Origin of the sequence: Thermovirga lienii (assembly GCF_036847465.1) — a bacterium.
GTDB classification, from domain to species: Bacteria; Synergistota; Synergistia; order Synergistales; family Thermovirgaceae; genus Thermovirga; species Thermovirga lienii.
Map to the genome: position 1 here is coordinate 47,444 of NZ_DAITZW010000005.1, position 23,845 is coordinate 71,288.

General features: G+C 47.0%; 22 protein-coding genes. 19 read left to right on the plus strand and 3 right to left on the minus strand.

Features of this window, described 5'->3' with window-relative positions; genetic code table 11:
• The first annotated feature begins 4 nt into the window (after positions 1-4).
• The 8 genes from V7Z69_RS03295 to V7Z69_RS03330 all read left to right on the plus strand — a co-directional run bounded on the left by V7Z69_RS03295 (position 5) and on the right by V7Z69_RS03330 (position 9,608).
• On the plus strand, positions 5-1,711 hold the full coding sequence (locus V7Z69_RS03295) for an NADH-quinone oxidoreductase subunit G (RefSeq protein ID WP_014163601.1): 1,707 nt from the start codon (positions 5-7) through the stop codon (positions 1,709-1,711).
• Between the two features lie 133 nt (positions 1,712-1,844).
• The gene (locus V7Z69_RS03300; protein WP_014163600.1) at positions 1,845-2,966 is read left to right on the plus strand and encodes a sensor histidine kinase; all 1,122 of its coding nucleotides are present in this window, start codon (positions 1,845-1,847) and stop codon (positions 2,964-2,966) included.
• On the plus strand, positions 2,951-3,610 hold the full coding sequence (locus V7Z69_RS03305; RefSeq protein WP_014163599.1) for a response regulator: 660 nt from the start codon (positions 2,951-2,953) through the stop codon (positions 3,608-3,610). Before V7Z69_RS03300 ends, V7Z69_RS03305 begins: the two co-directional genes overlap by 16 nt.
• A 144-nt stretch (positions 3,611-3,754) precedes the next feature.
• Positions 3,755-4,231, plus strand: coding sequence for a glycine/sarcosine/betaine reductase complex selenoprotein A (gene grdA / locus V7Z69_RS03310; RefSeq protein ID WP_081468114.1), 477 nt, complete (start codon positions 3,755-3,757; stop codon positions 4,229-4,231).
• 73 nt (positions 4,232-4,304) lie between these two features.
• Positions 4,305-5,615 carry a glycine/sarcosine/betaine reductase component B subunit gene (locus tag V7Z69_RS03315; protein WP_014163596.1) on the plus strand — a complete coding sequence of 437 codons (1,311 nt, stop codon included), beginning with the start codon at positions 4,305-4,307 and terminating at the stop codon, positions 5,613-5,615.
• Between the two features lie 14 nt (positions 5,616-5,629).
• Positions 5,630-6,943 (plus strand): glycine/betaine/sarcosine/D-proline family reductase selenoprotein B, encoded by a 1,314-nt coding sequence (locus tag V7Z69_RS03320; protein ID WP_334138533.1) that lies wholly within the window; start codon positions 5,630-5,632, stop codon positions 6,941-6,943.
• Positions 6,944-7,055: 112 nt separating this feature from the next.
• Positions 7,056-8,552, plus strand: a complete 1,497-nt coding sequence (locus V7Z69_RS03325; RefSeq protein ID WP_014163594.1) for a glycine betaine uptake BCCT transporter — start codon at positions 7,056-7,058, stop codon at positions 8,550-8,552.
• A gap of 57 nt (positions 8,553-8,609) precedes the next feature.
• The gene (locus V7Z69_RS03330) at positions 8,610-9,608 is read left to right on the plus strand and encodes a hypothetical protein (RefSeq protein ID WP_014163593.1); all 999 of its coding nucleotides are present in this window, start codon (positions 8,610-8,612) and stop codon (positions 9,606-9,608) included.
• 44 nt (positions 9,609-9,652) lie between these two features.
• Here V7Z69_RS03330 and proC read toward each other — a convergent pair whose 3' ends face one another.
• Complete coding sequence (gene proC / locus V7Z69_RS03335) at positions 9,653-10,480, minus strand: pyrroline-5-carboxylate reductase (RefSeq protein ID WP_014163592.1); 828 nt, start codon at positions 10,478-10,480, stop codon at positions 9,653-9,655.
• 290 nt (positions 10,481-10,770) lie between these two features.
• Here proC and V7Z69_RS03340 point away from each other — a divergent pair, with 290 nt between their 5' ends.
• On the plus strand, positions 10,771-11,706 hold the full coding sequence (locus V7Z69_RS03340; protein WP_014163591.1) for a D-aminoacyl-tRNA deacylase: 936 nt from the start codon (positions 10,771-10,773) through the stop codon (positions 11,704-11,706).
• Positions 11,707-11,769: 63 nt separating this feature from the next.
• Positions 11,770-12,144, plus strand: coding sequence for a hypothetical protein (locus V7Z69_RS03345; RefSeq protein ID WP_014163590.1), 375 nt, complete (start codon positions 11,770-11,772; stop codon positions 12,142-12,144).
• 56 nt (positions 12,145-12,200) lie between these two features.
• Here the strand turns inward: V7Z69_RS03345 and V7Z69_RS03350 are convergent, their stop codons facing one another.
• Positions 12,201-13,886 (minus strand): glutamine--tRNA ligase/YqeY domain fusion protein, encoded by a 1,686-nt coding sequence (locus V7Z69_RS03350; protein ID WP_014163589.1) that lies wholly within the window; start codon positions 13,884-13,886, stop codon positions 12,201-12,203.
• A 213-nt stretch (positions 13,887-14,099) separates the two neighbouring features.
• On the opposite strand from V7Z69_RS03350, the gene V7Z69_RS03355 reads away from it, so the two are divergent.
• Entirely contained in the window at positions 14,100-14,852 is a 753-nt protein-coding gene (locus V7Z69_RS03355; protein ID WP_014163588.1) for an IclR family transcriptional regulator, read from the plus strand.
• 4 nt (positions 14,853-14,856) lie between these two features.
• Here the strand turns inward: V7Z69_RS03355 and V7Z69_RS03360 are convergent, their stop codons facing one another.
• Positions 14,857-15,690 (minus strand): HesA/MoeB/ThiF family protein, encoded by an 834-nt coding sequence (locus V7Z69_RS03360; RefSeq protein WP_014163587.1) that lies wholly within the window; start codon positions 15,688-15,690, stop codon positions 14,857-14,859.
• Between the two features lie 267 nt (positions 15,691-15,957).
• Between V7Z69_RS03360 and V7Z69_RS03365 the strand changes: the two genes are divergently transcribed.
• From V7Z69_RS03365 to V7Z69_RS03400, 8 genes are all read left to right on the plus strand, one after another.
• Positions 15,958-16,710, plus strand: a complete 753-nt coding sequence (locus V7Z69_RS03365) for a hypothetical protein (protein WP_148256359.1) — start codon at positions 15,958-15,960, stop codon at positions 16,708-16,710.
• A gap of 40 nt (positions 16,711-16,750) precedes the next feature.
• Positions 16,751-17,209 (plus strand): CBS domain-containing protein, encoded by a 459-nt coding sequence (locus tag V7Z69_RS03370; protein ID WP_014163585.1) that lies wholly within the window; start codon positions 16,751-16,753, stop codon positions 17,207-17,209.
• 33 nt (positions 17,210-17,242) lie between these two features.
• Positions 17,243-19,084, plus strand: a complete 1,842-nt coding sequence (locus V7Z69_RS03375; protein WP_334138540.1) for an aldehyde ferredoxin oxidoreductase family protein — start codon at positions 17,243-17,245, stop codon at positions 19,082-19,084.
• A gap of 148 nt (positions 19,085-19,232) precedes the next feature.
• Positions 19,233-19,493 carry a stage V sporulation protein S gene (locus tag V7Z69_RS03380; RefSeq protein WP_014163583.1) on the plus strand — a complete coding sequence of 87 codons (261 nt, stop codon included), beginning with the start codon at positions 19,233-19,235 and terminating at the stop codon, positions 19,491-19,493.
• A 165-nt stretch (positions 19,494-19,658) separates the two neighbouring features.
• Positions 19,659-20,927: a histidine--tRNA ligase gene (hisS, locus tag V7Z69_RS03385; protein WP_334138542.1), complete on the plus strand. Its 1,269-nt coding sequence runs from the start codon at positions 19,659-19,661 to the stop codon at positions 20,925-20,927.
• Positions 20,928-20,955: 28 nt separating this feature from the next.
• Entirely contained in the window at positions 20,956-22,788 is a 1,833-nt protein-coding gene (gene aspS, locus V7Z69_RS03390; protein WP_014163581.1) for an aspartate--tRNA ligase, read from the plus strand.
• Positions 22,764-23,054: a hypothetical protein gene (locus V7Z69_RS03395; RefSeq protein WP_014163580.1), complete on the plus strand. Its 291-nt coding sequence runs from the start codon at positions 22,764-22,766 to the stop codon at positions 23,052-23,054. Before aspS ends, V7Z69_RS03395 begins: the two co-directional genes overlap by 25 nt.
• Before the next feature lie 46 nt (positions 23,055-23,100).
• Positions 23,101-23,784, plus strand: a complete 684-nt coding sequence (locus tag V7Z69_RS03400; RefSeq protein ID WP_014163579.1) for a metal-dependent hydrolase — start codon at positions 23,101-23,103, stop codon at positions 23,782-23,784.
• The last annotated feature ends 61 nt before the right edge of the window (positions 23,785-23,845 follow it).

A 23,845-nucleotide genomic window follows, 5' to 3' on the forward strand; every position in this document is an offset into this window, starting at 1 on the left:
AGTTATGGCAAGAACCATAGAAATCATGATAAATGGCCGCAGGATGGAGACGCTAGAGGGTAAGACCATTCTTGAGGTCTGTCAGGAAAAAGGGATATATATACCGACCTTGTGCCACCTCGAAGGCCTTACCTCGCGAGGTTCATGCAGAATGTGCCTGGTAAGGGTTGAAGGTGCCAAAACTTTTCTTCCTGCTTGTACTACCGAGGCTAAGGAAGGAATGGTGGTGATCACGGAGGATCAAGAGCTGGTGTCCCTCAAGAAGTCCATACTTGAACTTTTGTTCTCCGAAAGAAATCACTTATGCATGTTCTGTGAGAAGAGCGGTGACTGCAAGCTGCAGAGCCTGGCATACAGATTCGGTCTGGATCACGTAAGATATAGCTTTAACTGGAGGAAATTTCAGCTTGATGTAGGACGAAAATACTTTCTTTTCGACCAGAACAGGTGCATTTTGTGTAGAAGATGCATAAGGGCTTGTGAAGAGATCGCAGGACATGCAGTTTTGACTGTAAAGGATCGAGGGCCTGACCTTATGGTTTGTGCGGATCTAGACCTTCCGTTTGAGCAATCAACGTGTGTGTCATGTGGTACGTGCCTTCAGGTTTGTCCCACGGGTGCCCTTTCAGACAAGTACAGTGCCTACGTGGGTAGGGAAGAACATTTTGACAGAAAGAGGACCGTTTGCACGTTTTGCAGCATAGGATGTTCTATAGACGTTCTTTCGAGAGACGGAGTGCCTGCAAAAATAGAGGGAGTATGGAATGAAGGTCCCTCAAGTGGGATTCTTTGTGTCAAAGGTAGGTTCGAACCATTTTATGAGGATCGACCAAAGATTAAAGACCCAATGATAAGAAAGAATGGACAACTTGTGCCGGTAGATTGGGATGAGGCGGAAAGTCATATTCTGGAAAACCTCAAGCTGCTTGGTGGCGTGGAGCATTGTATTGGATTGATTTCATCAAGGGTAACCAACGAGGCGGCAAAGGTCTTCAAAGCATTTTTTGGACAGAATGGATACCTGATAGAGGGTTCTGGAGCTCCGGAAGGAAACGCAACCCTGTCCGATATTGATGCTGCTGATGTGGTAGTGGTCGCGGGGATCAATCTAGAAAAAGATTGTCAAGTTGCTTCTTCATTTGTGAAGAGGGCGTTCAACAGGGGAGCAGAGGTTGTCGTGATAGGATCGGCAGGGAAAAACGTGGATAAAAGAGCTACCAAAAGATACAGAAACTGGAACGAGAAAGTCACGACAGCGCTTCAGGAGGGGGCAAACCCAGTGCTCCTCTATGGAGGCGGAGTAGATTCCCAACAACTACGTAGGATCCGTGAGCTTTGTCCTGAGATTAAATGTGTGGGGCTCGCAAATGGAGTAAACTCAAGAGGTTTGGAGAGGGAAGGAATACCTCTGTGGGAAGGAAAAGAGATAGAAAAAGCGGTGTACGTGATTGCTTGCGACGAGACTTTGGATGAGAGGCTAGAGTTCAACTTGAGGAAAGCAGAATTTATTATAGTGCAGTCTGCTTTCGAGACTTCTCTTACAAGAAAAGCTCATGTGGTGCTTCCATCCCCTTCGTGGCAGGAACGTTCTGGAACATATATCAATACAGAAGGAATGGTCAGAAGATTAGAAGGAGCAACTCTTAAGGCGGGATCCACAAAACCTGATGAATACATGCTTTCGCGTCTCTTGGAACGTCGGATGGGTTAAACAACAAAATCTAAATACGACGTAAAGTCCTAGTCCAATACTATTGGGCTGGGACTTTTCTTTTGCTGAATTATATGTATATTGATTGATGCCTGGCTTTTAAAACCGTTTTGAAAACTTGGGAGGGGTGTTTTTGAACGAGAAGGATAGGTCAAATGACAAAAGGAAAGATAGCAGGAAGTCTAGAGAAGAGCTTCTTTACCATGTTCTGGTGGAAAGAGCCATGGAGCCTTTTGCCAGATATAAGGTGATTTGTTCTCAAGGTGAAGGATGTGATGTGGAATTCATGGACATCAACCCTGCATATGAACGTGTAATGGGAGTAAAAAAAGAAGATGTTGTAGGCAAAAGATTCCGCGATGTGTGGCCCAATGCCGAAGATTGTTGGATGGACATCATCGTGCAGACAATAAAAACCGGAAAGTCCGTAAGACACGAAGCCTGGAGCAAAGATACGGGACGGTATCTTGAGGCCGTAGCGTTCCCCCTATTCTCAGATGAGGTTGCAGTCCTGTTTCTTGATAGAACCAATTGGAAAAAGGCAGAGCTTGAGCTCAAAGAAAAAGAGAGAGTGCTTTTGGAATACAGGCAAAACCTTAGAGAGCTAGCGACCAAGCTCTCTTTGGCGGAAGCGGACACTAGGCGCAAGATAGCTGTGCGCATCCATGACAGGATTGGATATGCCTTGATAGATATATTGAACCGACTTAGAACGCTTGGAGAGGGCAATCTAGACGAGTTAGAGGATATTAAAGCTGCTGTCGAAGGATTGTTAGAGGAGAGCAGAAATCTTACCTTTGAGACAGCCTCACCTCTTCTATATGAGGTGGGTCTTGATGCCGCAATAGAGGAGTTGGCGGAAAAGCTTCTTAGAGACAACGGTATTGATTTTTCTTTTCAGGTAAGCCAAGGTAATTACGATGTCGATGAGAGGATATGTATTTTGCTTTACGAGATGACCCGGGAGCTCCTAGTAAACGTTATAAAACACGCGGAGGCGTCTTTTGTCGATATAAGGGTTCACAGAACGTCGGAGAAGATAATGATAATAGTAGAGGATAATGGAAGAGGTTTTTCCCCTGAATCTATGAGCCAATGGGGTAAAAGCAAGGGATTTGGTCTCTTTAGCATAAAAGAAAGGCTTCTGCCCCTTGGGGGTAAAATAAAAGTGCTGTCTGAGCCAGGTAGGGGTACGGGAGTTTACATAGAGGTCCCATTAGGAAAGGAAGGATTATCTAAATGGCTGACAAATTGATAAGGGTTTTCCTTGCAGACGATCACAAGCTCTTCTTGGCGGGTCTTCAGGATCTTATAAGCAAGGAGAAGGACATGAAATTAGTCGGAAGTGCAAATACGGGGCTAGAAGCTGTGCATATGGCCTTTGAGCTTCTTCCGGATGTGATAGTTATGGATATAACCATGCCGGACATGAACGGTATACAAGCTGCTCGAAAAATATTGGAGAAGCATCCTCAAATAGCGATTGTCGCGTTATCCATGCACTGCAACAAGGGTTTCGTTGCTGAAATGGTAAAGTTAAAAGCTGCAGGTTACGTATTGAAAGATAGTGCGCCGGAGGAGCTCATGAAGGCCATTCGCGTAGCGGCAGCCGGAGGGGTATATTTGAGTCCACCTGTGGCAAAGATACTGGTGGAAGAATTCAGGAGGCTATCCAAGACTTCCGGGTTCTCCGTGGTGCCAGAATTGTCGGCCAGGGAGACGGAAGTTTTAAAGCTTTTGGTGAAAGGTCTCAACTCTAAGGCCATAGCCGAAGAACTAGGAATAAGCAAGAACACAGTGGATACCCATAGGAGGAGAATACTGGATAAGCTGGGTTGTGAGAACATAACAGAACTCACCCGCTTTGCTCTTCGTGAAGGTTTAATAGATTTAAACTGAGCCACAGTACGACAGGATTGTAACGTTTTTTGTGATTGCTGGTAAATCTTTCCCTCATGGCGCGTCCTCCCCTTTTTCTTTTAAACTCCATATGCGTAGTTCATTGTTTGTGCCGAAAATAACAAACTGGGGAGGTGTTGCCACATGGGTAAGCTGGAAGGGAAGAAGCTACTCCTTCTAGGTGAAAGAGATGGAGTGGCAGGTCCCGCCATGGAAGAGGTCCTTAGGGACAGCGGCGCTGAGATCGTGTTTTCGGCGACGGAGTGTTTCGTCTGAACCGCCGCCGGAGCAATGGACCTGGAGAACCAGCAGAGGGTGAAGGATGCAGCAGAGAAATACGGTCCTGAGAACGTCGTAGTGGTGCTCGGAAGCAGTGATGCAGAAGGAGCGGAGATCTACGCTGAGACAGTGACCAAGGGAGATCCCACCTTTGCAGGTCCATTGGCAGGAGTCCCGTTGGGGCTTGCGGTATATCACATTTTTGAAGAGGAAATAAGACAAGAGGCCGATCCCGCAAAATGGGAAGAGCAGATAGCCATGATGGAAATGGTCTTGGATCCAGATGCTCTAGCCCAAGCTGTAAAGAGAATGCGGGAGGAGGGCAGTAAGTATACCCTATGATAGATTCCAAGCCGTGTCTCCGTTGCTTTTGCAGGAGGCCCGGCTTTTTATATGCGAAAGGAGAGGTTCGCTTATGAAGCTTGAGATGGGTAAGTTTTATATCAAGGACATTGTGTTCGGCGACGAAACCAAGGTGGAAAATGGTGTCCTTGTGGTGAACAAAGAAGAAGCTTTGAAAATTGTTAGGGAGGACGAGCATATCACATCCGCCGACCTTCATATCGTTCGTCCTGGCGACAGAGTAAGACTGTGTCCGGTTAAGGAAGCTCTAGAGATCAGATGCAAGGTAGAGGGTGGAACAGGTATTTTCCCTGGCGTTACAAGCCCTCTAGCTCGTGCGGGCATGGGTAGGACTCATGTTCTCTCTGGTTGCAGCTTGTTAGTGGTTGGAGAGCACTGGGGTGGTTTCCAAGATGGGCTGATAGATATGTCAGGTAAATATCAAAACCAGTGTATTTTTGGTATGATGCCAAACCTTGTCCTCGTCGCCGATACCGATGAAGAGTTCGAAAGGCACGAACAGCAGAAAAAGAATAGAGCCTTACGCTGGGCAGGAATGCGCCTTGCAGAGCACATAGGCCAGTGTGTCAAGGATGCTACCCCCGATGAGGTCGAGGTGTTCGATTTGCCTCCTGTGAACCGCAGGCCCGCCGAAGTTCAGGCTCTTCCCTCGGTAGTGTACGTTATCCAGCCTCAGACTCAGATGGAACAGTTGGGCTACAATACGTTAATCTACGGCTGGGACGGGAACAGGATGTTGCCTACTTTCATGCATCCCAATGAGATACTTGATGGCGCCGTGGTTTCGGGGAGCTTCATGCCAGTTTCTTCGAAAATATCCACATACGAGTGGTGCAATCACCCAACCATTCATAGGCTTATGAAAGAGCACGGGAAAACCATCAATTTCTTAGGGGTCATCATGTCTACCTTGAACCCCAAGATGGAGGAGAAGGAGCGTTGCGCGAAGATGGTGGCGCAGATGGCTGTCAACCTAGGTGCAGATGGTGCCATTGTCTGTGAAGAAGGATATGGTAACCCAGACGTGGACTACATCCAGACCATAGTGGAGCTTGAGAAAGCAGGCGTGAAAACTGTGGGGATTTCTGATGAGTGCACCGGAAGGGACGGAGCGTCTCAGCCATTGGTGGCCTTGGATGAAAGGGCCGATGCCTTGGTAACCACAGGAAACGTGTCGGAACTTTATCATTTGGAGCCTATGCCTGTGGTCCTAGGAGAACTTGAGGCCTTAGCTCGTGATGGTAACTCCGGAGGCTGGGAGGGCTGCATAGAGGAAGACGGTTCTGTATGGATGGAGAATAACGGCTACTTCTGCTCTAACCACATCAGCGGCTTCTCCAAGAAGACCTGTGCGGAATTTTAGGGAGGTATGTAATTATGTTGAAGGCAATCCATTACATTAACCAGTTCTTCGGTCAGGTGGGAGGGGAAGATGCCGCGGATTACAGGCCGACCTTCCATGATGAGTTAGTGGGATGTTCCAAAATGCTCAACGAGATGATGGATGACGTGGAAGTTACTCATACCATCGTGTGTGGAGATAACTACATAGCAAGCAACACAGAAGAGGCTTTGAAAGAGATAATTGATTGGCTGAAGGGGCAAGAGTTCGATATCTTCTTTGCTGGGCCTGCGTTCATGGCGGGACGTTACGGTGTAGGGTGCGGAACCGTATGTAAAGCAGTAAAGGAGACCTTCGGAGTACCGGTTATCACCTCGATGAACGAGGAAAACCCTGGGGTAGAGATGTTCCACAAGGATGTGTACATTTTCCGCGGTGGGCGAAAGGCCACTTTCATGAGGGAGGATCTGCAGAAAATGGCCTCCTTTGCACAAAAGATAGCTAGAAATGAAGAACTCCTACCAGCGGAGATAGAAGGTTATTTCCCAAGGGGAATTCGCAGGGAGATATTCCATCCTGAGGGGGTACAGGCTGCTGACAGAGCGGTGGACATGCTTCTCAAGAAGCTCAAGGGCGAGCCTTTCAAAACAGAATTGCCAATTCCCAAGAGGGAAAAAGTTCCTGTAGCTCCTCCTATAAAGGACTTGAGCAAGGCAACTATAGCTCTTGTTGGGTCCAGTGGTGTAGTTCCTTTCGACAACCCAGACAGGATTCAGACGGCCTCCGCAACCAAGTGGGGCAAGTACAACATTGCTGGATTGGACCATCTGCCCAAGGGCAAGTTCAAGACCATACATGCAGGATATGACCCAGAGGCTATATGCGAAGTTCCTGATAGGGGCATGCCGGTAGATGCCATGAGGGCTTACGAAAAGGAAGGCAAAATTGGCAAACTTCACGACTACTACTACGTGACCGTTGGGACGGGGACTACGCAGGCGTATGCTGCCAAGTTTGGTAGAGAAATAGCAGCGGAACTCAAGGAAGCGGGTGTCGATGGAGTTCTTTTGGTGGCAACCTGAGGAACCTGTACTCGTTGCGGTGCAACGATGGCAAAAGAAATAGAAAAGGCAGGTATCCCCATAGTGGTACTTTGTAACCTCTTAGATGTGGCCAAGTCTGTTGGCGTTAACAAGATGGTTCAGACTGTCTCTGTACCTTATCCTCTAGGTGATCCAGAAATGAGCCCCGAAGAAGAATGGAAGCTTAGATACCACAGAGTAGGGGTTGCACTTGATGCTTTGACCAAAGAAGTTGAAGATCAGACGGTGTTCCCTACTAAGATATAGTGTGAACTGAGGGAGGCCTATAAGCTGGTCTCCCTCTATATTTAGACGTAGTGCTTGGACAAGAAAGTTCAAGTGTTTCCTTCTGTGAAGAGAACGAGAGGAGGAGATTTCCTTGGATAAAGGGAAGGGGTTAAACCAGGTATATTTGATTTCCATGGGTGTTACGTTCGCAGCCGTCATTTGGGGCTTAGTAAGCCCGGACAGTTTCGGAAATTTTGCCAACACTCTCTTTAATGTTCTTGTAGAGAAGTTTGGTTGGGGTTACATGCTTGCCATGAACATTTTTGTAGTCTTTCCTATCTTTCTTGCACTAAGCAAGTATGGAAAGGTAAGGCTTGGTCCTGAGGATTCCAGACCTGAATTTTCCAATTTTTCGTGGTTTGCCATGCTGTTTTCCGCAGGTATGGGAGTTGGCTTGGTTTTTTACGGTGTAGGAGAACCAGTGTTTCATTTTCTGAACCCGCCTACAGCGGAGCCTGGGACAGCTGCAGCGGCAGCTGAAGCAATGAGAAAGGCCTTCTTTCACTGGGGAATACATCCATGGGCCAACTATGCAGTAATAGCGCTGCCCCTCGCTTACTTTCAGTTCCGAAAAGGCTATCCAGGGCTTATAAGTAGCCTCTTTATTCCTATTGTTGGTGAAAAAGGCGTGAAAGGAACCTTTGGCAAGGCCATAGATATTTTGGCCATCTTTGCTACCGTAGCAGGCATTGCCACGTCCCTTGGCCTTGGGGTCCTCCAGATCAACAGTGGGCTCAATTATCTTTTTGGAGTAAGCTCCAATTTAATGACCCAGCTTGTCATAATAGTTGTTTTGGCTCTGCTATATACGGGTTCTGCTGTGACAGGAATAGAAAAAGGGATAAAATTCATAGCTGACTCAAATCTTTATATAGCCATGACCTTGCTTGGAGGACTCTTTTTGGTGGGGCCGTCCATAACCATATTAGAGAATCTAATGTCCAGCTTTGGAGACTATTTGAGCAATCTCATAAGGGACAGTTTCATGCTAGCTCCTTACGATAAAGATTATAAGTCCTGGCTTAATGGTTGGACTATTTTCTATTGGGCATGGTGGATAGCATGGGCCCCCTTTGTTGGCTCCTTTATTGCCAGAATTTCTAGGGGACGAACCATAAGAGAGTTCGTGCTTGGTGTGCTAATAGTTCCCGCCTTGGGAAGCTTTACTTGGTTTGCCGTCTTTGGTACGTCAGCATTAAACGTTGACCTTACGGGGATAGGGGAGCTGGCCGCCAGAGTTGCTAAAGATATATCCACAGGAGTCTTCGAGATGTATAAGTATTATCCATTGGGTGGAATTATGTCCATAATAATGGTGGTTTTGATTTCTACGTTCTTTATTACGTCCGCCAATTCAGCGACCTTTGTCCTTTCCATGTATTCCACCAGAGGAGACCTCAATCCCCCAAAGAGCAAAATGGCCGTATGGGGTGTTCTCCAAGCTGCATTGGCATTTGTTCTTCTCATGACTGGTGGATTGAAGAACTTGCAGATAATATCCATCGCGGCGGCAGCACCTTTCGCCATAGTTATGATTTTGGCATGTTGGTCCATGTATAAGGGCCTTTCTCAGGATTATGTAGAATAAGAATATGTTTGGCCGGGTTTTTGCGCCCGGCCAAACACAGCATAAAGGAGCAAGCCCATGAGAAGAACCTTGCTACTTTTTGACGAAGACAACCCCTTTTGGAATGCTGAATTGGTTTTTATGGCTCAGGAAGATCCCAAAGAGCTTGAAGTCCTTTATTCAGAGGGGCTCTTGGAGGCGACTTCTTTGGGGAATTACCGCCTTTCCAGTGAAGGAAAGAGGGTTCTTTTGTGTTACGGCAGGGAATGGGGAGTTCCTATATCTTTGCCATCAAAGGATGTACAAGAGGCGGACGCTATATGGTCCACTAGGCTCCGGCTCCTTTTGGACAAAAGTTTTGTTGGCAGGTGGAGCCTTAAGGAGTATAAACACAATGTTGTTTTGAGCTACTTTCCCGGACTTGCCAGAGAGGAGAGTTGGGTCTTAGATGAGAAAGGGAGGCTGCATTGGCTTTATGCGGATAGTCCCATGATGCAGGCTTTCTTGAAGCGTTATCCTGAAACAGGAATAAAAGTCAGAGGGAAAGAGCCCCCAGATGCGAAGGAAGTTATACAGTGGTGCAAAAATAGATCCATGCCGGAAGGCAAACTTCATGTTCCCCTTCTTCTATGGAGTCGTTATGATTTCACCCATTATGCGCGCTTTTCTCCTTTACCTCATGATATATGGAAGTTGATGAACGCGGATAGAATGTTTTGTTTTAGGATCCCTGACTCTACTTGTGAAAATCCAGCTGTATTCATCGACCAGGTGGCCGCAGTAAGGTTGTTCTTGACCTACTACAGCCGCGTGCACCTTCCTGGGTATACCCATTTTGATACAGAAGATCAGGAAAACCTAAATTGGATCCTGTGGGTTGGAGAGGACGATTCCATTGTGGAGGCCACACTTAACCTTTTAAGTCCTATGGCCAAAGAGCTGGTTGATTTCGAAATGCCCTTGCACTTCAAGGCAACCAGCATGGAGAGCCTGATGAAGATCCAAGAGCCTTATGAGACAATTTATGACCTTGTGTTTTATGAATTTGTGAACATAGCGTCTCCTGATCCTTCCTAAGCTAGGTATGCATTGCCCCCTTCGAGGCAATGCATACCTCACATTCATTCCTCTATTTCTCCTTCTGCCTTTCTTCTGACTTCTTCGGAAAGTACTCTTGCTCTGGAGGATGCAGCACTTATGGCCTTCATGAAGGCAGTGCGGATGCGACTTTCCTCTAGCTCATAGATGCCGTCTATGGTTACTCCTCCAGGCGTTAATACCATGTCCCTTAATTCCGCTGGATGTTTGCCGCTTTCCAGAAGAAGACAGGATGCTCCTATGGCTGTGTGTGCCGCTGCTTGGAGGGCCAGTGCGCGAGGAAGACCTTCCCTTAAGGCTCCATAAATCATGGCCTCGACAACGGTGAAAATATATGCAGGTCCAGAGCCTGACATGGCGGTTAAAACATCCATGTGAGCCTCATCTACTCTCTGTTTTTCGCCTAGCTTGCTGAAAATGGTACATAGAAGAGAGAGCTCTTCATCGTTGAGATCGTCAGAATGGGTATAAAGAGTGTATCCCTTTCTCACCTTGACGGCGGTGTTCGTCATGGCCCTTACGATTTTACTCCCTGAGACTACTTTCTTCATTAGTTCCGTAGGTATGGCTGCGGCGAAGGAGATGATGACCTTGCCTTTTGCTTCTTCCTTTATTTCCTTTAAGACGCTGATCACCTGGGAAGGTTTCACGGATAAAATTATTACGTCTCCTTTTCTGGCTGCGTCCCTGTTGTCTTGTGAGACCTTCACGCCTTTTTCTTCAAGGCCGTTTAGTTTATGTACCTTTCTTCTTGTGGCTATGACATTGAAATGGGGAGTGAGTGCCTCTGCTATGGCTCCTCCTATTATGCCGGCACCTATTATGGTTACGGTGGTCTTATTTCCTGACATGGTTATCCTCCTCCTTTTTGAAATAAAAAGGGCCGTCGGTCTTCCGAGACCGACGGCCCTTGTCCTGTACCTGAAATTAAGTAACCTGGCTCAAGACAAGACCAACCCTTCCCGGAAGACACACCTTCCAGGTACCACGCTAGGGCAGGGGCTAGGGTTGGTATTGATTATGAAAGTACGAGCCATACTTTTCACCTGCTAAACTTGTTAATATATTTAGCGAGTAGAATAACCCTTTTTTGCGGTACAGTCAATATCGATAGCCCATATTTTCTTAGGAGGAGTTCAAGATGTCAAAAAAGGCTGTATTCTTTTTCTGTGTTAGAGAACCTTTCCATTATGTTGCGCGCGGTGTTTTTGAAAGGCTAAAAGAGGAGTTACCGCTAGATGAAACCTCCATGGAAATAGATGGTTACCCGGTGCTTCAATATGAAGATGCCTGTGGTGACCAGTTTCTGTTCTGTCGGCAAAACGCCTTGATCAGTTATGAGTTTGAGCGGTACCTTCCAACGTTGAGAGAGTGCTTTGTTGATGCTGATGTAGCTATTGAGGTCAATTGGCACGAAGGAGATAAAGCGCCAGACAAGATATTGACAGTTCACACCATTGGGGACGTTGAAAGAGGAATTTTTTCTCCCGCTGATTCCCGGTTAGTGAAGGGTTTGGTAACGGCGCTGGAAAAGGAACGATTGAAGGCAGGGTTGGAGGAATTTTCAGTAATGACTGAAGGAACCCACTGGACAGGTTCATATAAAGGGCAGGACCCAGAATTGCTTAAAGAGTTTCCAGTGCCTATGGTGGACCTCGAAATAGGAAGTGCCCCTTCAAGTTGGGACCACAAGGAGGCAATATGCGCCCTGGCCAGAGGGCTTTTGGGGGTGTTTTCGTGGAAAGATCCTTTGGTGGATGTTTTGTGTGTAGGCGGAGTACATTTTGAAAGAGCTTTTTCAGATGTGACTATTGACTCAAACATGCACATAGGTATAAGCCATATACTTCCCAATCATTGGCTTGTCTCTGGAGCGTACGATGACGAAAAGGAGGGACCTCTGAAACTAAAGGCTGCTTTGAACAGCATAAGAGGAAATGTAAGGGCCATAGTTTATCATGAAGGCATAAAGTCTTCGATTAAAAGAGCATGCAGGCAGCTAGCAGAGAAGGAAGGAATACTCGCATTGAGACACAAAAAGCTCAAGGATCCAGAGGTGTTGAATGTTATCTTGTAAGGAGTGTTGATTTGTTCTTGGTCAAAGTGATAAACTGATATTAGGATGGAGGGGGTGGTGGAGATGTTGAAGTTTTGGAAGGTGGAATGTCCTATATGCGGTTCCGTGACCAGGTACTCGGATACAAAAGGACTGGATAGAGGTTGTGAGCATTTTGATAGGTTCGTTAAATCGGAAAACCTAGTACTTTTCATAGACGGTTTGGGTGAAGAGATCCCAGTAGCGTTGGAGGACATAGCAGATAGCTGTTACGAATTTGAATGTCCCCTGTGTCACGAGTTAGTGGAGGGATGCTTTTCCAGTAGGAAAGGGCATTACTCAGTTGAGACCAAATGCAAACACTTCCTTTCCATGTATAAAGATCCATCCGATAAAGTCATCGTTGAATTTCAGGACGATATGGGCGAAATCCACCCCATGGACGTATCCGCAATATAAAAATCTGGTTGGCAAGATGGGTAGGCGAATGAGGTCATTCGCCTACCGTATGTCATTTAACGTTTCTGCGTCCCGGCTATCTTTGCCCAAGAATCCTTCAATGGGACTATGCGATTGAATACGATGTGCTCAGGAGTGGAGTCGTAATCCACGCAAAAATAACCATGGCGCAAGAATTGGAACCTCTGAAGGGGTTTTAGGTCTTTTAACGTCGGCTCAATGAGAGCGTCCTTTATCACTTTCAGAGAGTTGGGGTTTAAATAGTCCTTATAATCCTTCCCTTCTTCCATTTCATCCATGTTGCGCAGAGTGAAGAGATTGTCGTACAGTCGCACTTCAGCCTTTACTGCGTGTTTTGCAGATACCCAGTGGATGGTCCCCTTGACTTTCCTGCCGTCTGGAGATTCTCCACCTCTAGATTCTGGGTCGTAGGTGCAGCGTAGTTCTACTATTTCTCCGTTCTCGTCCTTGATTACTTCCTTGCAGGTTATGAAATAAGCGTGTTTTAATCTTACTTCCCTGCCCGGGGCGAGGCGGAAATATTTTTTAGGAGGATCTTCCATGAAATCGTCCTTCTCTATATAGAGTTCCTTGCAGAAAGGAACCTTCCGCCATTCAGAATTGGGGTCTTCAGGGTTGTTCAGGGCATCAATCTCCTCTACGAGGTCATCGGGATAGTTCTCTATTACGACCTTCAAGGGGTTAAGTACAGCCATGACCCTATCTGTGGTTTTGTTCAATTCATCTCTGATGCAGTGGTATAGAAACTCTATGTCTACCAGACTGTTGGTCTTTGATACGCCGATCTCTTCGCAGAATCTCCTTATGGAGGAAGGGGTGAATCCCCGTCTTCTTAAGCCGCTTATAGTTGGCATTCTGGGGTCGTCCCATCCGCTCACATAGCCTTTTTCCACTAGTTCCAGTAGCTTGCGCTTGCTCATTACGGTGTATGATAGATTGAGCCGTGCAAACTCGTACTGCCGTGGCCTGTGGGGCACGCTGACGTTGTCCAGGAACCAATCGTAAAGAGGCCTGTGATCCTGGAACTCCAAAGTACATATGGAATGGGTGACACCCTCTATAGCATCCTCGTATCCGTGAGCGAAATCATACATGGGATATATGCACCATTTGTCCTTTGTACGGTGGTGACTTTTCTTCAATATGCGGTACATAACGGGATCTCGCATGTTGAGATTTGGGTGGGCCATGTCAATTTTTGCTCTTAGGACGCACTCTCCTTCCTCAAATTCTCCCCTTCTCATCTTCTCGAAAAGGATCAGGTTTTCTTCCACGGATCGGTTTCTGTAAGGAGATTCTATGCCTGGTTCTGTTAGTGTACCTCGAGTTCGGCGAATCTCCTCGGGCGACTGATGATCCACGTATGCTTTCCCAGCCTTTATGAGCTCTATGGCCCACTCGTAGAACTGTTCAAAGTAATCTGATGCAAAGCACAGTTTGGCCCATTTAAATCCAAGCCACTCCACGTCCCTTATGATGGCATCCACGTACTCTTGCTCTTCCTTTGTGGGGTTCGTGTCATCGAACCTCAGGTTGCACTCCCCCCCAAACTTTTCAGCTAATCCGAAGTTTATGCATATGGACTTGGCGTGGCCTATATGCAGGTAACCGTTTGGTTCCGGAGGGAATCGAGTGATTACTTTGCTTACCCTTCCGGATTCCAGGTCGTCGATTATTATTTGCTCCAAGAAGTTGCTGGCTTTCTGCGGAGTATTACTCATCTTAGAACATCATCCCCCATTCCTTGTAATGCCACTATACTGAAACTGTTATTGTATTCTACCAAATAAAAGGATGACTAATACATGTAAAATATCAGTTTTCTCTAAGAATATGTCAACCCTGTCCCGTGTTTGAGGTGGGGCATGTTGCAAAAAAATGACATAAAGAGTATTGTAATAAAAAATAAATTTAGGTTCCAAGGAGGCAACTAAATGTCAAGTTTGGAAAAAGCATTGAAAATAATGAAAACCCTTGCAGAACCTCCATTCGAATATTCCCTTACGGAGCTTTCCGAAAAGTTGTCCCTTGCAAAGAGTGGGTTATACAAGATTTTGGTCGAGCTGCGCAAAGAAAGTTTTGTGGTCCAAAATCCTCTCACGAAAAAATACCATCTAGGTCCCATATGTTTGAGGTTGGGGAGGGTTTATAATAAATACATCGGTTACGAGGAGATTGCGGGTCCCATATTAGAGCATTTGCTGCAGGCGATAAACGAGACGGTATATTTGGCTATATGGGAGGGCGATAGGCCGGTTGTTATATGCAAGAGGACCAGGCCAGGGGCCCTATACGAATTCAACGATTTCATAGGGCAAAGCTTGCCCATTAATGGAGGTTCTACAGGAAGATTGTTGACTGCGTATCAGGACCCTCAAACCATAGAAAAACTTCTATCGGAGACGGAGTTGGAGAAGAGGACGCCTTACACTATAACGGACAAAGAAGAGCTTCTCAAAGATTATGAAGCCATAAGGTCGAAGGGATACTGCATAGAGGATGAAACTTTCAGTTTGGGCGTCATGGGCATATCGGTTCCTGTATTCGGTAAAGACGGGAAAGTAGCTGCCTGTTTGGCCATGAACGCCCCCAAAACCGAGGAGAACATGAAAAAGATCCCCTTATGGATTCAGCTTCTCAAGGATGCTGCTAGCGATTTTTCCTACAAGCTTCAGTTCAGGCATTGATTTTCTAGGTTGATGTATTTATTCTCTGGAAATCGTAGGATTTGAGGTCGCAGAAGAGCATGTCCTCTAAGGGGGCTTCTATTCCTGCAAGGTATTTTATTGCCTCAGTGGCCTCAATGGAAGCGATAAAAGCAGGGGTAAACGGTGGATTGCCCGTTTCAGTTTCGACGCCTCTTTCCGCTTCTAGTTCCATTAGTTCCCAAGGTGCCCTGCTCTCGGGAAATATGAGCATTGCTTGCCCCCAAAATCCTCCTATCGCTCCGTGAACCAGCGGTATGCCTTTCTGTCTGCATGCTTCTAATAACGCTTTCCTTGCACTCATATTGTCTAAAGCGTCTATGGCCAAATCCATGTCATGTAAAAGCTCTGTGGCATTTTCCCTTGAGATGAGCGTTGAGTGGCTTCTTACCTCAACGGCCCCATTTATTGATTTGATTCGCTCTTTGGTGGCTTCTGTCTTATAAGCGCCTATATTTTCTTCCGTGCAAATTAGTTGCCTGTTCAGATTGTTGTCATCAAATTTGTCACCGTCCACCAAGGTTATTCTACCTATGCCCGCTCTGGCCAAAAGCTCCGCGATGAGGCCTCCTAGGCCTCCGCATCCTGCCAAAAGGACGGAGGATTCAAGCAGCTTTGCCTGGCCTTCCAAGCCTAAGGTTCCAATGGACCTTTCGTACCTTGAAGGACATATTCCGTTGCGGCAGGCCCAAATTTCTACTTCTCTGGGGGGAATGCCTTCCTCTAGCGCTAAATCCCTGCATAGTTTCCAGGAAACCAATGAGTATTTCCCTTTTTTCTCGGCCGTGTCCATCAAAATTTTCTGCCAAGGTTTCAACATGTGGTTTCCTCCTCTTTTGGTTCAGCTTTTTTTCTGAACTTTTTTAAAGTATACTAAAAAAAAGACGGCCCTAAAAGGCTGAGGGAAATGGAAATGCTGCTTGTAAGTAGAGGGGGGAAAGGTGTGGGAATATTTCATTTTTTGTTGTTCGCGCTAGTTTTTTTTGTTGGCTTTATTATTTACGCTTTCATAGATCACAAGCGGTTACAAAGCAAAGCAAAGGTGTACCTGGGGAAAAAGTTAGGGTTATATGGAGTCCCCTTCGAAATGACCCGTTACGTTAGGATGGCTAGAGTGATACGAGAGGAAGACAGCACCTTTCTCGGCGTGTTCCCAATTCATGATCGACATATATTCTTGAAGGATTTCGTGCCCAATAGAATTTTTCACATCCCCCCAGATGGAGTAATTTTGGGAGACGATAGCAGAAACAGGTCGTATGTGTTCCTTGATCGGAAAGGGAAACTGCATTATGGTGAAGTGGAGGAGTTCTTGCCACAAGAGGGAGGTTATATAAGGAGAGGAGCAAAGAGCGTAGTCTTGGGAGTCGATGATTTTCCAGGCACCATGAAGGATTGGTTTGTGGTGGACAGGCATAATCGCAAGACCCTTTTCCCGAGGCATGATGACGGTTCTGATTCCCTTCAGTCAAGTTTTTTTTATTTTTTGGAAGATTTCGTTCCGGACGTTGGAGACATAGTAAACGACAAAGGTACTGTCATTTTGGTTGATCAAAAAGAGGGTTCTTTGGCATTGAGGATGAAATTTGGTGAGGATTTTTGGATCCACAAGGCTAAAGACATAGAAGATGTCTCACTTGTGGAAGGCGAAGGCAAGAAAATGGTGCTAACCCTTGTCCTTAAAGGAGCCAAGGATGCCTTGAACCTATTCTTCGATCATAAGGATGAGGCCTTTGCTTGGGTTGAGAAAATAAAGGAGCTAAAGGAAGGAACTTTCGAGGGAGGCAAGCCTAGGAGGGTTTTCGTAAGGTTGCGTCCTGTTTCTGTCTCTTCGGTATAATTTTTGCTGTGTTGAGAACGAATTTTTGGAGGCGAGGGGCATGCGCATAGGAGAATTGATGGATAGGGATTTAACCGCTCTGTTTCCTGAGACAACCATAGCCGAGGCTGTAGAGGTCCTTTCAACTCACAGGGTTTCTGGCCTGCCGGTGGCGGATGAGGAAGGGCGTTTGGTCGGTTTCATAAGCGAGAACGACATTATAAGGGCCGCTTTGCCGGGATATTTCGATTTTTTGAAGGATCCTTCGTTCTTGCCTGATTTTGGTCAATTCGGCAAAAGGCTTTTGAAGATAAGTAACGACCCTGTTGAGAAATACATGGTCAAGAAGGTTATAGCCTTTGACGAAAATGACAGTGATTTCCAGGTTGCCATGATCATGATGAAGTCCAACCTGAAGAGAGCTCCAGTTCTTTCCAATGGGATTTTCGTGGGCATGGTAAGCCGAGCAGATCTTTTGGATCGCATCCTGCGCAGCGCCAGGGAAGAAGCTGAAAGCTGAGCCCGGTGAAAGCTTTTGAGAGGAGGAGCCGCCATGTATGGGTACAATGGAAAGGTGGCCTTGGTAGACCTTGCCAATAGGGCTACGAGGACCATAGATTACGACGAAGAGTTTGCCCGAAAGTTTATCGGGGGTTCTGGAATGGGTAGTTATTTTTTGTTGAAATATTGTACCCCAAATACGGAACCCCTAAGTCAGGATAACCCTCTAATATACATGGTAGGCCCTTACCAAGGAACAGGCATACCTACGTCTGGCAGGCACCAGGTTGTTACAAGATCTCCTTTGACTGGAGCTTTCTTGGAGTCTGATGCGGGGGGGACTTTCGGCTTTTTCCTCAAGCGTTCAGGGTTTGATGGGCTCATCATAGTGGGCAAGTCAGAGAAGCCTGTTTATTTGTCAATTTTCAATGGCTCTGTTGCCTTCAATGATGCACAACAGTTGTGGGGACTGGACACAGTAGAGACTGAAGGGGTTTTAAAGAAGCTCTACGGCAGAGCAGTGGGCGTTTCTTGTATAGGGCCCGCCGGAGAGAACATGGTTCCCCTGGCTGGTATATTCCACGATGGCCCTGACGCAAGAGCAGCGGGCAGGGGTGGTGCCGGCGCTGTTATGGGCTCTAAGAACCTGAAGGCCATAGTAGTTGGAGGGGACAGAACGGTTGAGTCCTTCCATAAGGAGAGATTGGCTGCGTCCGTCAAAGAGAAAGTTAAGCTCCTGAAAGATAGAGGCTATGGGCTGAGCCTCTACGGGACATCAGGTGGCACAGCGCTGGCTGAGGAGCTGGGTGACCTGCCTATAAAGAACTGGAGCCTAGGTTCCTTCAAGGATAAGGTTACCTTGATAACAGGACAGCGCATGGCCGAAACTATCTTGGCCGGAAACTATGGCTGCATGGCATGTCCCATAAGATGTGGCAGGGTTGTAGATCTTGACGGGACCATATGTGGTGGTCCTGAGTACGAAACAGTGGCTATGTTGGGCAGTAATTGCATGGTGGACGACCTCAACGTGATCGCTGAAGCTAACGCCTTGTGTAACAGGTGGGGCCTGGATACCATATCTACAGGAGCAGTAATAGCTTTTGCTATGGAACTCTACGAGAGAGGGATATTGGTGGATTCCGATGTGCAAGGGGCCCTGAGGTGGGGAGATGGGCGCGGGGTCTTGAGGCTGATTTCCATGATAACCTTTAAAGAAGGCATAGGAGCGATCTTGGGTCAAGGCACGAAGAAGGCTTCAGAGCATATAGGTAAGGGCTCAGCGCAGTTTGCCATACATGTTAAAGGTTTGGAGCTTCCAGCGCATGATCCAAGGTGCTTCAAGAGCCTTGCATCCGGATATGCCACCTCAGTGAGGGGTGCCTGCCACTTAAACAGTTATTCCTATCCGTGGGAGAGGTCCATGACCTTCCCTGAGCTTGGATATCCCGATACGGTGGATAGAAAGGAAGATAAAGGCAAGGGAATAATGACCGCCAAATTCCAGAACCTTTGTTCAATGGTGGATTCCCTCAAGATATGCAAGTTTGCCGTTCTTTTAGGCATAGATATCGCAACGATGTGTGACTGGCTTCTATGTGTGACGGGTTTCAACCTCTCTTTGGAAGATTTACTCCAAACCGGTGAGAGGATATACACTATGAAGAAAGCCTTTAACGTTGGTGTTGGCTTGGCGAGGGAGCATGATACCTTGCCCGAAAGAATCCTTAAGGAACCAAGGGATAGTGGGGGATCACAGGGACTTTTGCCGGATCTGGAAAGACAGCTCGAAGAGTATTATAATTTCCGCGGATGGAAAGCAAATGGTGTTCCTGGTAAAGAAAATTTGGATAAACTTGGCATTGGGGAGTTTGCCCATTGGCTGCAAGCATAGGTTAGGCAGGTTTTGTTTCAGCAGAATTTTCTGAACTTGCGTTGCCATATGAAGTCAAGGTATACTTAACTGTGAGTTTCACAGTTTTAACAAAGAAGCAAAACCCAGCATGAATCCTGTTGGAAGATTAAGAGGAGGGCGAAAAAACATGGAAGTTCTCAAGGTCTCTGCAAACTCTCAACCCAAGTCCGTTGCAGGAGCGATCGCAGCTGTGCTGCGTGAGAAGGGAGCAGTGGAAGTTCAGGCTGTAGGTGCTGGCGCTGTTAATCAGTCAGTTAAGTCTATTGCGATAGCGCGGGGATACGTTGCCCCCAACGGCATAGACTTGATATGCATACCTGCTTTTGCGAAGATAGAAATCGACGGAGAAGAGCGTACCGCCATCAAGTTCCAGCTGGAGAGCAGGTAAGTTCCGCAGAGAAATTTGACTTCTGCAAGACGAAAAGCCTAGAAGGCCTGCCGATAAGGCAGGCCTTTTTATCCATTAACAACTTTTCCTTTGAATGGTAGAATCAACCAGATGTGGATCGATAAAAAGCCTCTATGGCATATGAAGATTTAAGGGGGTTTTTTCATGGTGAGCATAAAAGCTCCTCGTGGTGTGAGGGATATTCTCCCGGAAGAGTCGTGGAAGTGGGCTTTCGTGCTTAAGACAGCTTCGGAAGTCGCACAAGATTTCAATTACAGAGAAGTTCACCTTCCAATTTTTGAGCAGACCGAACTTTTTGCAAGAGGTGTGGGGGACACTACGGACATAGTGGAGAAAGAAATGTACACCTTTGAGGATAGGGGAGGCAGAAGTTTGACTTTGCGTCCAGAACTCTCGGCTTCGATGGTGAGGGCTTACCTGGAGAACAGGATGGATCAAAGGCCTCAACCTGTAAAGCTGTGGAGTGCCGGCCCTATGTTTCGGTACGAACGTCCCCAGAAAGGCCGTTACCGTCAGTTCTGGCAATTGGATTTTGAGGCTATAGGCTCCCAAGATCCGTATGTGGACGTGGAGGTAATCGCCTTGTCCGTTGAGCTGTTTCGCAGGCTGGGGATGAAGGGATTAGATGTGGTCATAAACTCTGTGGGATGTCCAATGTGCAGACCAGTACACAAGGAGGCACTGCAGAGCTTTCTGAAACCCCATTTATCTGAATTGTGTCCTACATGTCAGGACAGATACAACAGAAATCCTCTCAGGATTTTGGATTGTAAAAACCCCACATGTAGAGCCATAACGGACAATGCTCCAGACACAATAAGCTACCTATGTCCTGAATGTAAGGAGCATTTTGAGGGCTTGAAAGCAGGACTTGATGCTTTAGGACTCCACTATTCCATAGACAACCGCCTTGTTAGAGGATTGGACTACTACACCAAGACGGCATACGAAGTCCTTTCCGGTGAGCTGGGAGCCCAGAACGCCGTGTGTGGTGGAGGCAGATACGACAACTTGGCGGAGGCAATAGGAGGTAAGCACACTCCAGGGGTAGGTTTTGCTGCTGGCTTGGAGAGGATAGTTCTCACCATGGAGCAGCAGGGGTGTTCCTTTGGGAAAGAGCCAGCTCTTGAAGTGTTCGTGGTCGCTGTTGGAGATATTGAGCGCAAGGAGGCCTTGAAGTTGATGCACGAGTTCAGGAAAGCGGGAATATCTGCTGATATGGATTTCAATGGTAAAAGCTTCAGGGCCCAGTTGAAGGTTGCCAATCAGATGGGTGTGCCAATTGTTTGTATCTTAGGTGAAGAAGAGCTGAAAGCCGGGAAGGTTTCCATAAAGGATATGGAAACAGGCCAGCAGGTTGAGGTGCCTTTGGAGGAAGGGGTGCCATTTGTCAGGACCAAGCTAGGGGAATAGAGTTAGCAAGTATCGGGAGGAAGCGTACATGAAGAAAGGTATTTTTGAAGCCCAATGGAAACGTACCAAGTACTGCGGCCATATTAGAGGGACCGATGAAGGAGAAATCGTCGTTCTCAACGGTTGGGTACGAAGAAGAAGAGACCTTGGCGGGTTGATATTCATAGAGTTGTGGGACCATACCGGCCTTGTTCAGGTGGTCTTTAATCCCGAGGAGGCTCCAGAGCTTCACGAAGCGGCCAAGGACCTAAGAAGTGAATATGTGGTCGCAATTAAGGGAACCGTGAGGCGGAGACCCGAGGGAACGGAAAACCCTTCTCTTGAAACTGGTGATTGGGAAGTGAAAGCAGAAGATATGGTGGTCTTATCTGCTGCCAACTTGCCTCCTTTTGACCTTTGGGACACCGACAAAGTTTATGAAAATTTAAGGCTCCAATATCGTTATCTTGACATAAGAAGACCCAAGATGCAGGAGGCTCTTCGCCTTAGAAACGCCGTTTCGTCTTTTACCCGTAATTTTCTTGGTGCCAGGGGCTTTATAGAAGTAGAAACCCCAATGCTTACCAAATCAACTCCTGAAGGAGCCAGGGATTTTCTGGTTCCAAGCAGGATAATGCCAGGAAAATTCTATGCTCTGCCCCAATCACCTCAGATTTTCAAGCAGATACTAATGGTAGGTGGAGTAGATAGATATTATCAAATAGCCAAGTGTTTCCGTGATGAGGATTTGCGAGCAGACAGGCAGCCTGAATTTACTCAGATAGATATAGAGATGAGCTTCATAACTGAGGAAGACATAATGGAGCTGATAGAGGAATACATGGTAGGCCTCTTTGAAGCGGTTTTAGGACTTAACCTAAAGAGGCCCTTCATGCGCTTGTCATACAGGGAGGCCATGGAGCGTTTTGGCTCAGATAAGCCAGACCTTAGGATACCTCTGGAGATAACGGACCTTACACCCATATTTGCCGGCAGTTCCTTCATCCCCTTTGCCAAGACCCTGGAGGAGAATGGGACCATAAGAGGCCTTCTGGTTCCTGGTGGAGGAGAGCTCTCCAGGAAGGAACTGGCAGAACTGGAAGATTACGCCAAGGAACTAGGTGCCAAGGGAATGGTTCCATGCGTATTGAAGGAACAGGAGATGAAGGGCCCCCTGGCTAAGAAACTCAGCGAAGAAGAAAAGAGGGCGCTGCTGGAGAAGCTCCAGATGCGGGATGGGGATTTGCTTTTAATTGTAGCGGATCTGGATTTCAAGAAGGCTTGTGAGGTCCTTGGGCAGGTCAGGTTAAAAGTAGCCAAGAGAATGAACATGATAAACGAAGATAGCTGGGAGATCTTGTGGGTAACCGACTTCCCCTTGTTCGAATGGGACGAAGAAGAAGGTCGCTGGGTTTCCGTCCACCATCCCTTTACAGCTCCAAAGAACGAGGACCTGGAGCTCCTCTTGAAAGAGCCTGGAAAGGTCAGGTCGAGGGCCTACGATATAGTCTTGAATGGAAACGAGATAGGCGGAGGCTCCATAAGAATTCACGATGCAGAGGTACAAAAGAGGATGTTTGAGGCCCTTTCCATAAGCCCTGATAAAGCCAAAGAGCGCTTTGGGTTCCTTTTGGAGGCCTTATCCTACGGTACTCCTCCCCATGGAGGAATAGCTTTGGGCTTGGATAGATTGGTTATGCTCCTTGGCAGGAAGAAATCCATTCGAGAGGTCATTGCCTTTCCCAAGACTCAGAAAGGGCAGTGCCTAATGACTGGGGCTCCTTCGGATGTAGATGAGAGCCAGCTGGAAGAGTTGTTCCTGGAACTCAAGGAAGAAGCGAGGGGCGGTGCGGATATTTGCTCATCGAAGGAAGAGGAGTAATTACTGAAGGAACTAAATACAGACCGTGGCGATATACTCTCACACTGCAGGACGATGGAGCGTTGGAAGGCCTTTTAGTTATGCAGGGATGGGAAGACTCCCAAGAAATGAAAATGTGGTATGAACTGAATAAAGGCAAAAAAGTAAAGTTGTCTCTGCAAGATGGAAGCATACTAGAGGTGGCCCCGATGGGATTGAAGGTTCATGAGTCGGGACACTACTCCCAAGCGGAGATAGTCGTGAGGGGAACTATTGAGAAAACCTGATAATACTAGATAAAATAGCTTTTAGAAGCGTAAAGGGGGGATACACGTGGTCAGTATCAAATTTTTAGGTCATGCTGCTTTTGCGGTCGATGGTGAGGGGTTGAAAGGGCTTATCGATCCCTTCATAACCGGTAGCGGATTAGCAAACGTGGATCTGTCTTCTTTTTACGACAGAAATTACATTTTCGTAACCCATGGGCATGGTGACCATATAGGAGACACAATTGAGATAGCTCAAAAAAGCAAAGCTACGGTGGTCTCCAACGTTGAGGTTTGCCACTACCTAGCGAAAAAGGGAGCCAAGTGCCATTTCATGCAGGTAGGGGGCACCTTCACCTTCCCATTCGGTAAGGTTAAGATGACTCCAGCTTGGCATGGTTCAGGGATTCAGGAAGGGGACACCATGTTGTATGGAGGAACGCCTGGAGGGTTTTTAATAGAAGTGGAAGGCAAGAAGATATACCATGCAGGAGACACGGGGCTAACCTACGAGATGAAGTTGTTGGAGGAAGAAAACGTCGATGTTGCCCTTCTGCCTATAGGAGGAAACTACACGATGGATATCGATGATGCAGTTAGGGCCGTTCGTTTGATAAAACCACGTATAGTGGTCCCCATGCACTACGACACCTTTGAGGTAATAAAGGCCTCACCGGAGGACTTTGCTAAGAAGGCGTCAAGCTTTGCGGAAGTTAGGATTCTGAAAGTGGGAGAGACCTTAGAGGTTTAGACTTTTCGAACATGGTTATGTGCTTTTGAGTTTGCTTAAAGGGGGAGTCTAAAGGACTCCC

Bases quoted from the DNA above. Each gene is read 5' to 3' on its own strand.
- V7Z69_RS03295 (WP_014163601.1), top strand. From the start codon at position 5: ATGGCAAGAACCATAGAAATCATGATAAATGGCCGCAGGATGGAGACG.
- V7Z69_RS03305 (WP_014163599.1), top strand. From the start codon at position 2,951: ATGGCTGACAAATTGATAAGGGTTTTCCTTGCAGACGATCACAAGCTC.
- V7Z69_RS03315 (WP_014163596.1), top strand. From the start codon at position 4,305: ATGAAGCTTGAGATGGGTAAGTTTTATATCAAGGACATTGTGTTCGGC.
- V7Z69_RS03330 (WP_014163593.1), top strand. From the start codon at position 8,610: ATGAGAAGAACCTTGCTACTTTTTGACGAAGACAACCCCTTTTGGAAT.
- proC (WP_014163592.1), bottom strand. From the start codon at position 10,480: ATGTCAGGAAATAAGACCACCGTAACCATAATAGGTGCCGGCATAATA.
- V7Z69_RS03340 (WP_014163591.1), top strand. From the start codon at position 10,771: ATGTCAAAAAAGGCTGTATTCTTTTTCTGTGTTAGAGAACCTTTCCAT.
- V7Z69_RS03345 (WP_014163590.1), top strand. From the start codon at position 11,770: ATGTTGAAGTTTTGGAAGGTGGAATGTCCTATATGCGGTTCCGTGACC.
- V7Z69_RS03350 (WP_014163589.1), bottom strand. From the start codon at position 13,886: ATGAGTAATACTCCGCAGAAAGCCAGCAACTTCTTGGAGCAAATAATA.
- V7Z69_RS03355 (WP_014163588.1), top strand. From the start codon at position 14,100: ATGTCAAGTTTGGAAAAAGCATTGAAAATAATGAAAACCCTTGCAGAA.
- V7Z69_RS03360 (WP_014163587.1), bottom strand. From the start codon at position 15,690: ATGTTGAAACCTTGGCAGAAAATTTTGATGGACACGGCCGAGAAAAAA.
- V7Z69_RS03365 (WP_148256359.1), top strand. From the start codon at position 15,958: ATGACCCGTTACGTTAGGATGGCTAGAGTGATACGAGAGGAAGACAGC.
- V7Z69_RS03370 (WP_014163585.1), top strand. From the start codon at position 16,751: ATGCGCATAGGAGAATTGATGGATAGGGATTTAACCGCTCTGTTTCCT.
- V7Z69_RS03375 (WP_334138540.1), top strand. From the start codon at position 17,243: ATGTATGGGTACAATGGAAAGGTGGCCTTGGTAGACCTTGCCAATAGG.
- V7Z69_RS03380 (WP_014163583.1), top strand. From the start codon at position 19,233: ATGGAAGTTCTCAAGGTCTCTGCAAACTCTCAACCCAAGTCCGTTGCA.
- hisS (WP_334138542.1), top strand. From the start codon at position 19,659: ATGGTGAGCATAAAAGCTCCTCGTGGTGTGAGGGATATTCTCCCGGAA.
- aspS (WP_014163581.1), top strand. From the start codon at position 20,956: ATGAAGAAAGGTATTTTTGAAGCCCAATGGAAACGTACCAAGTACTGC.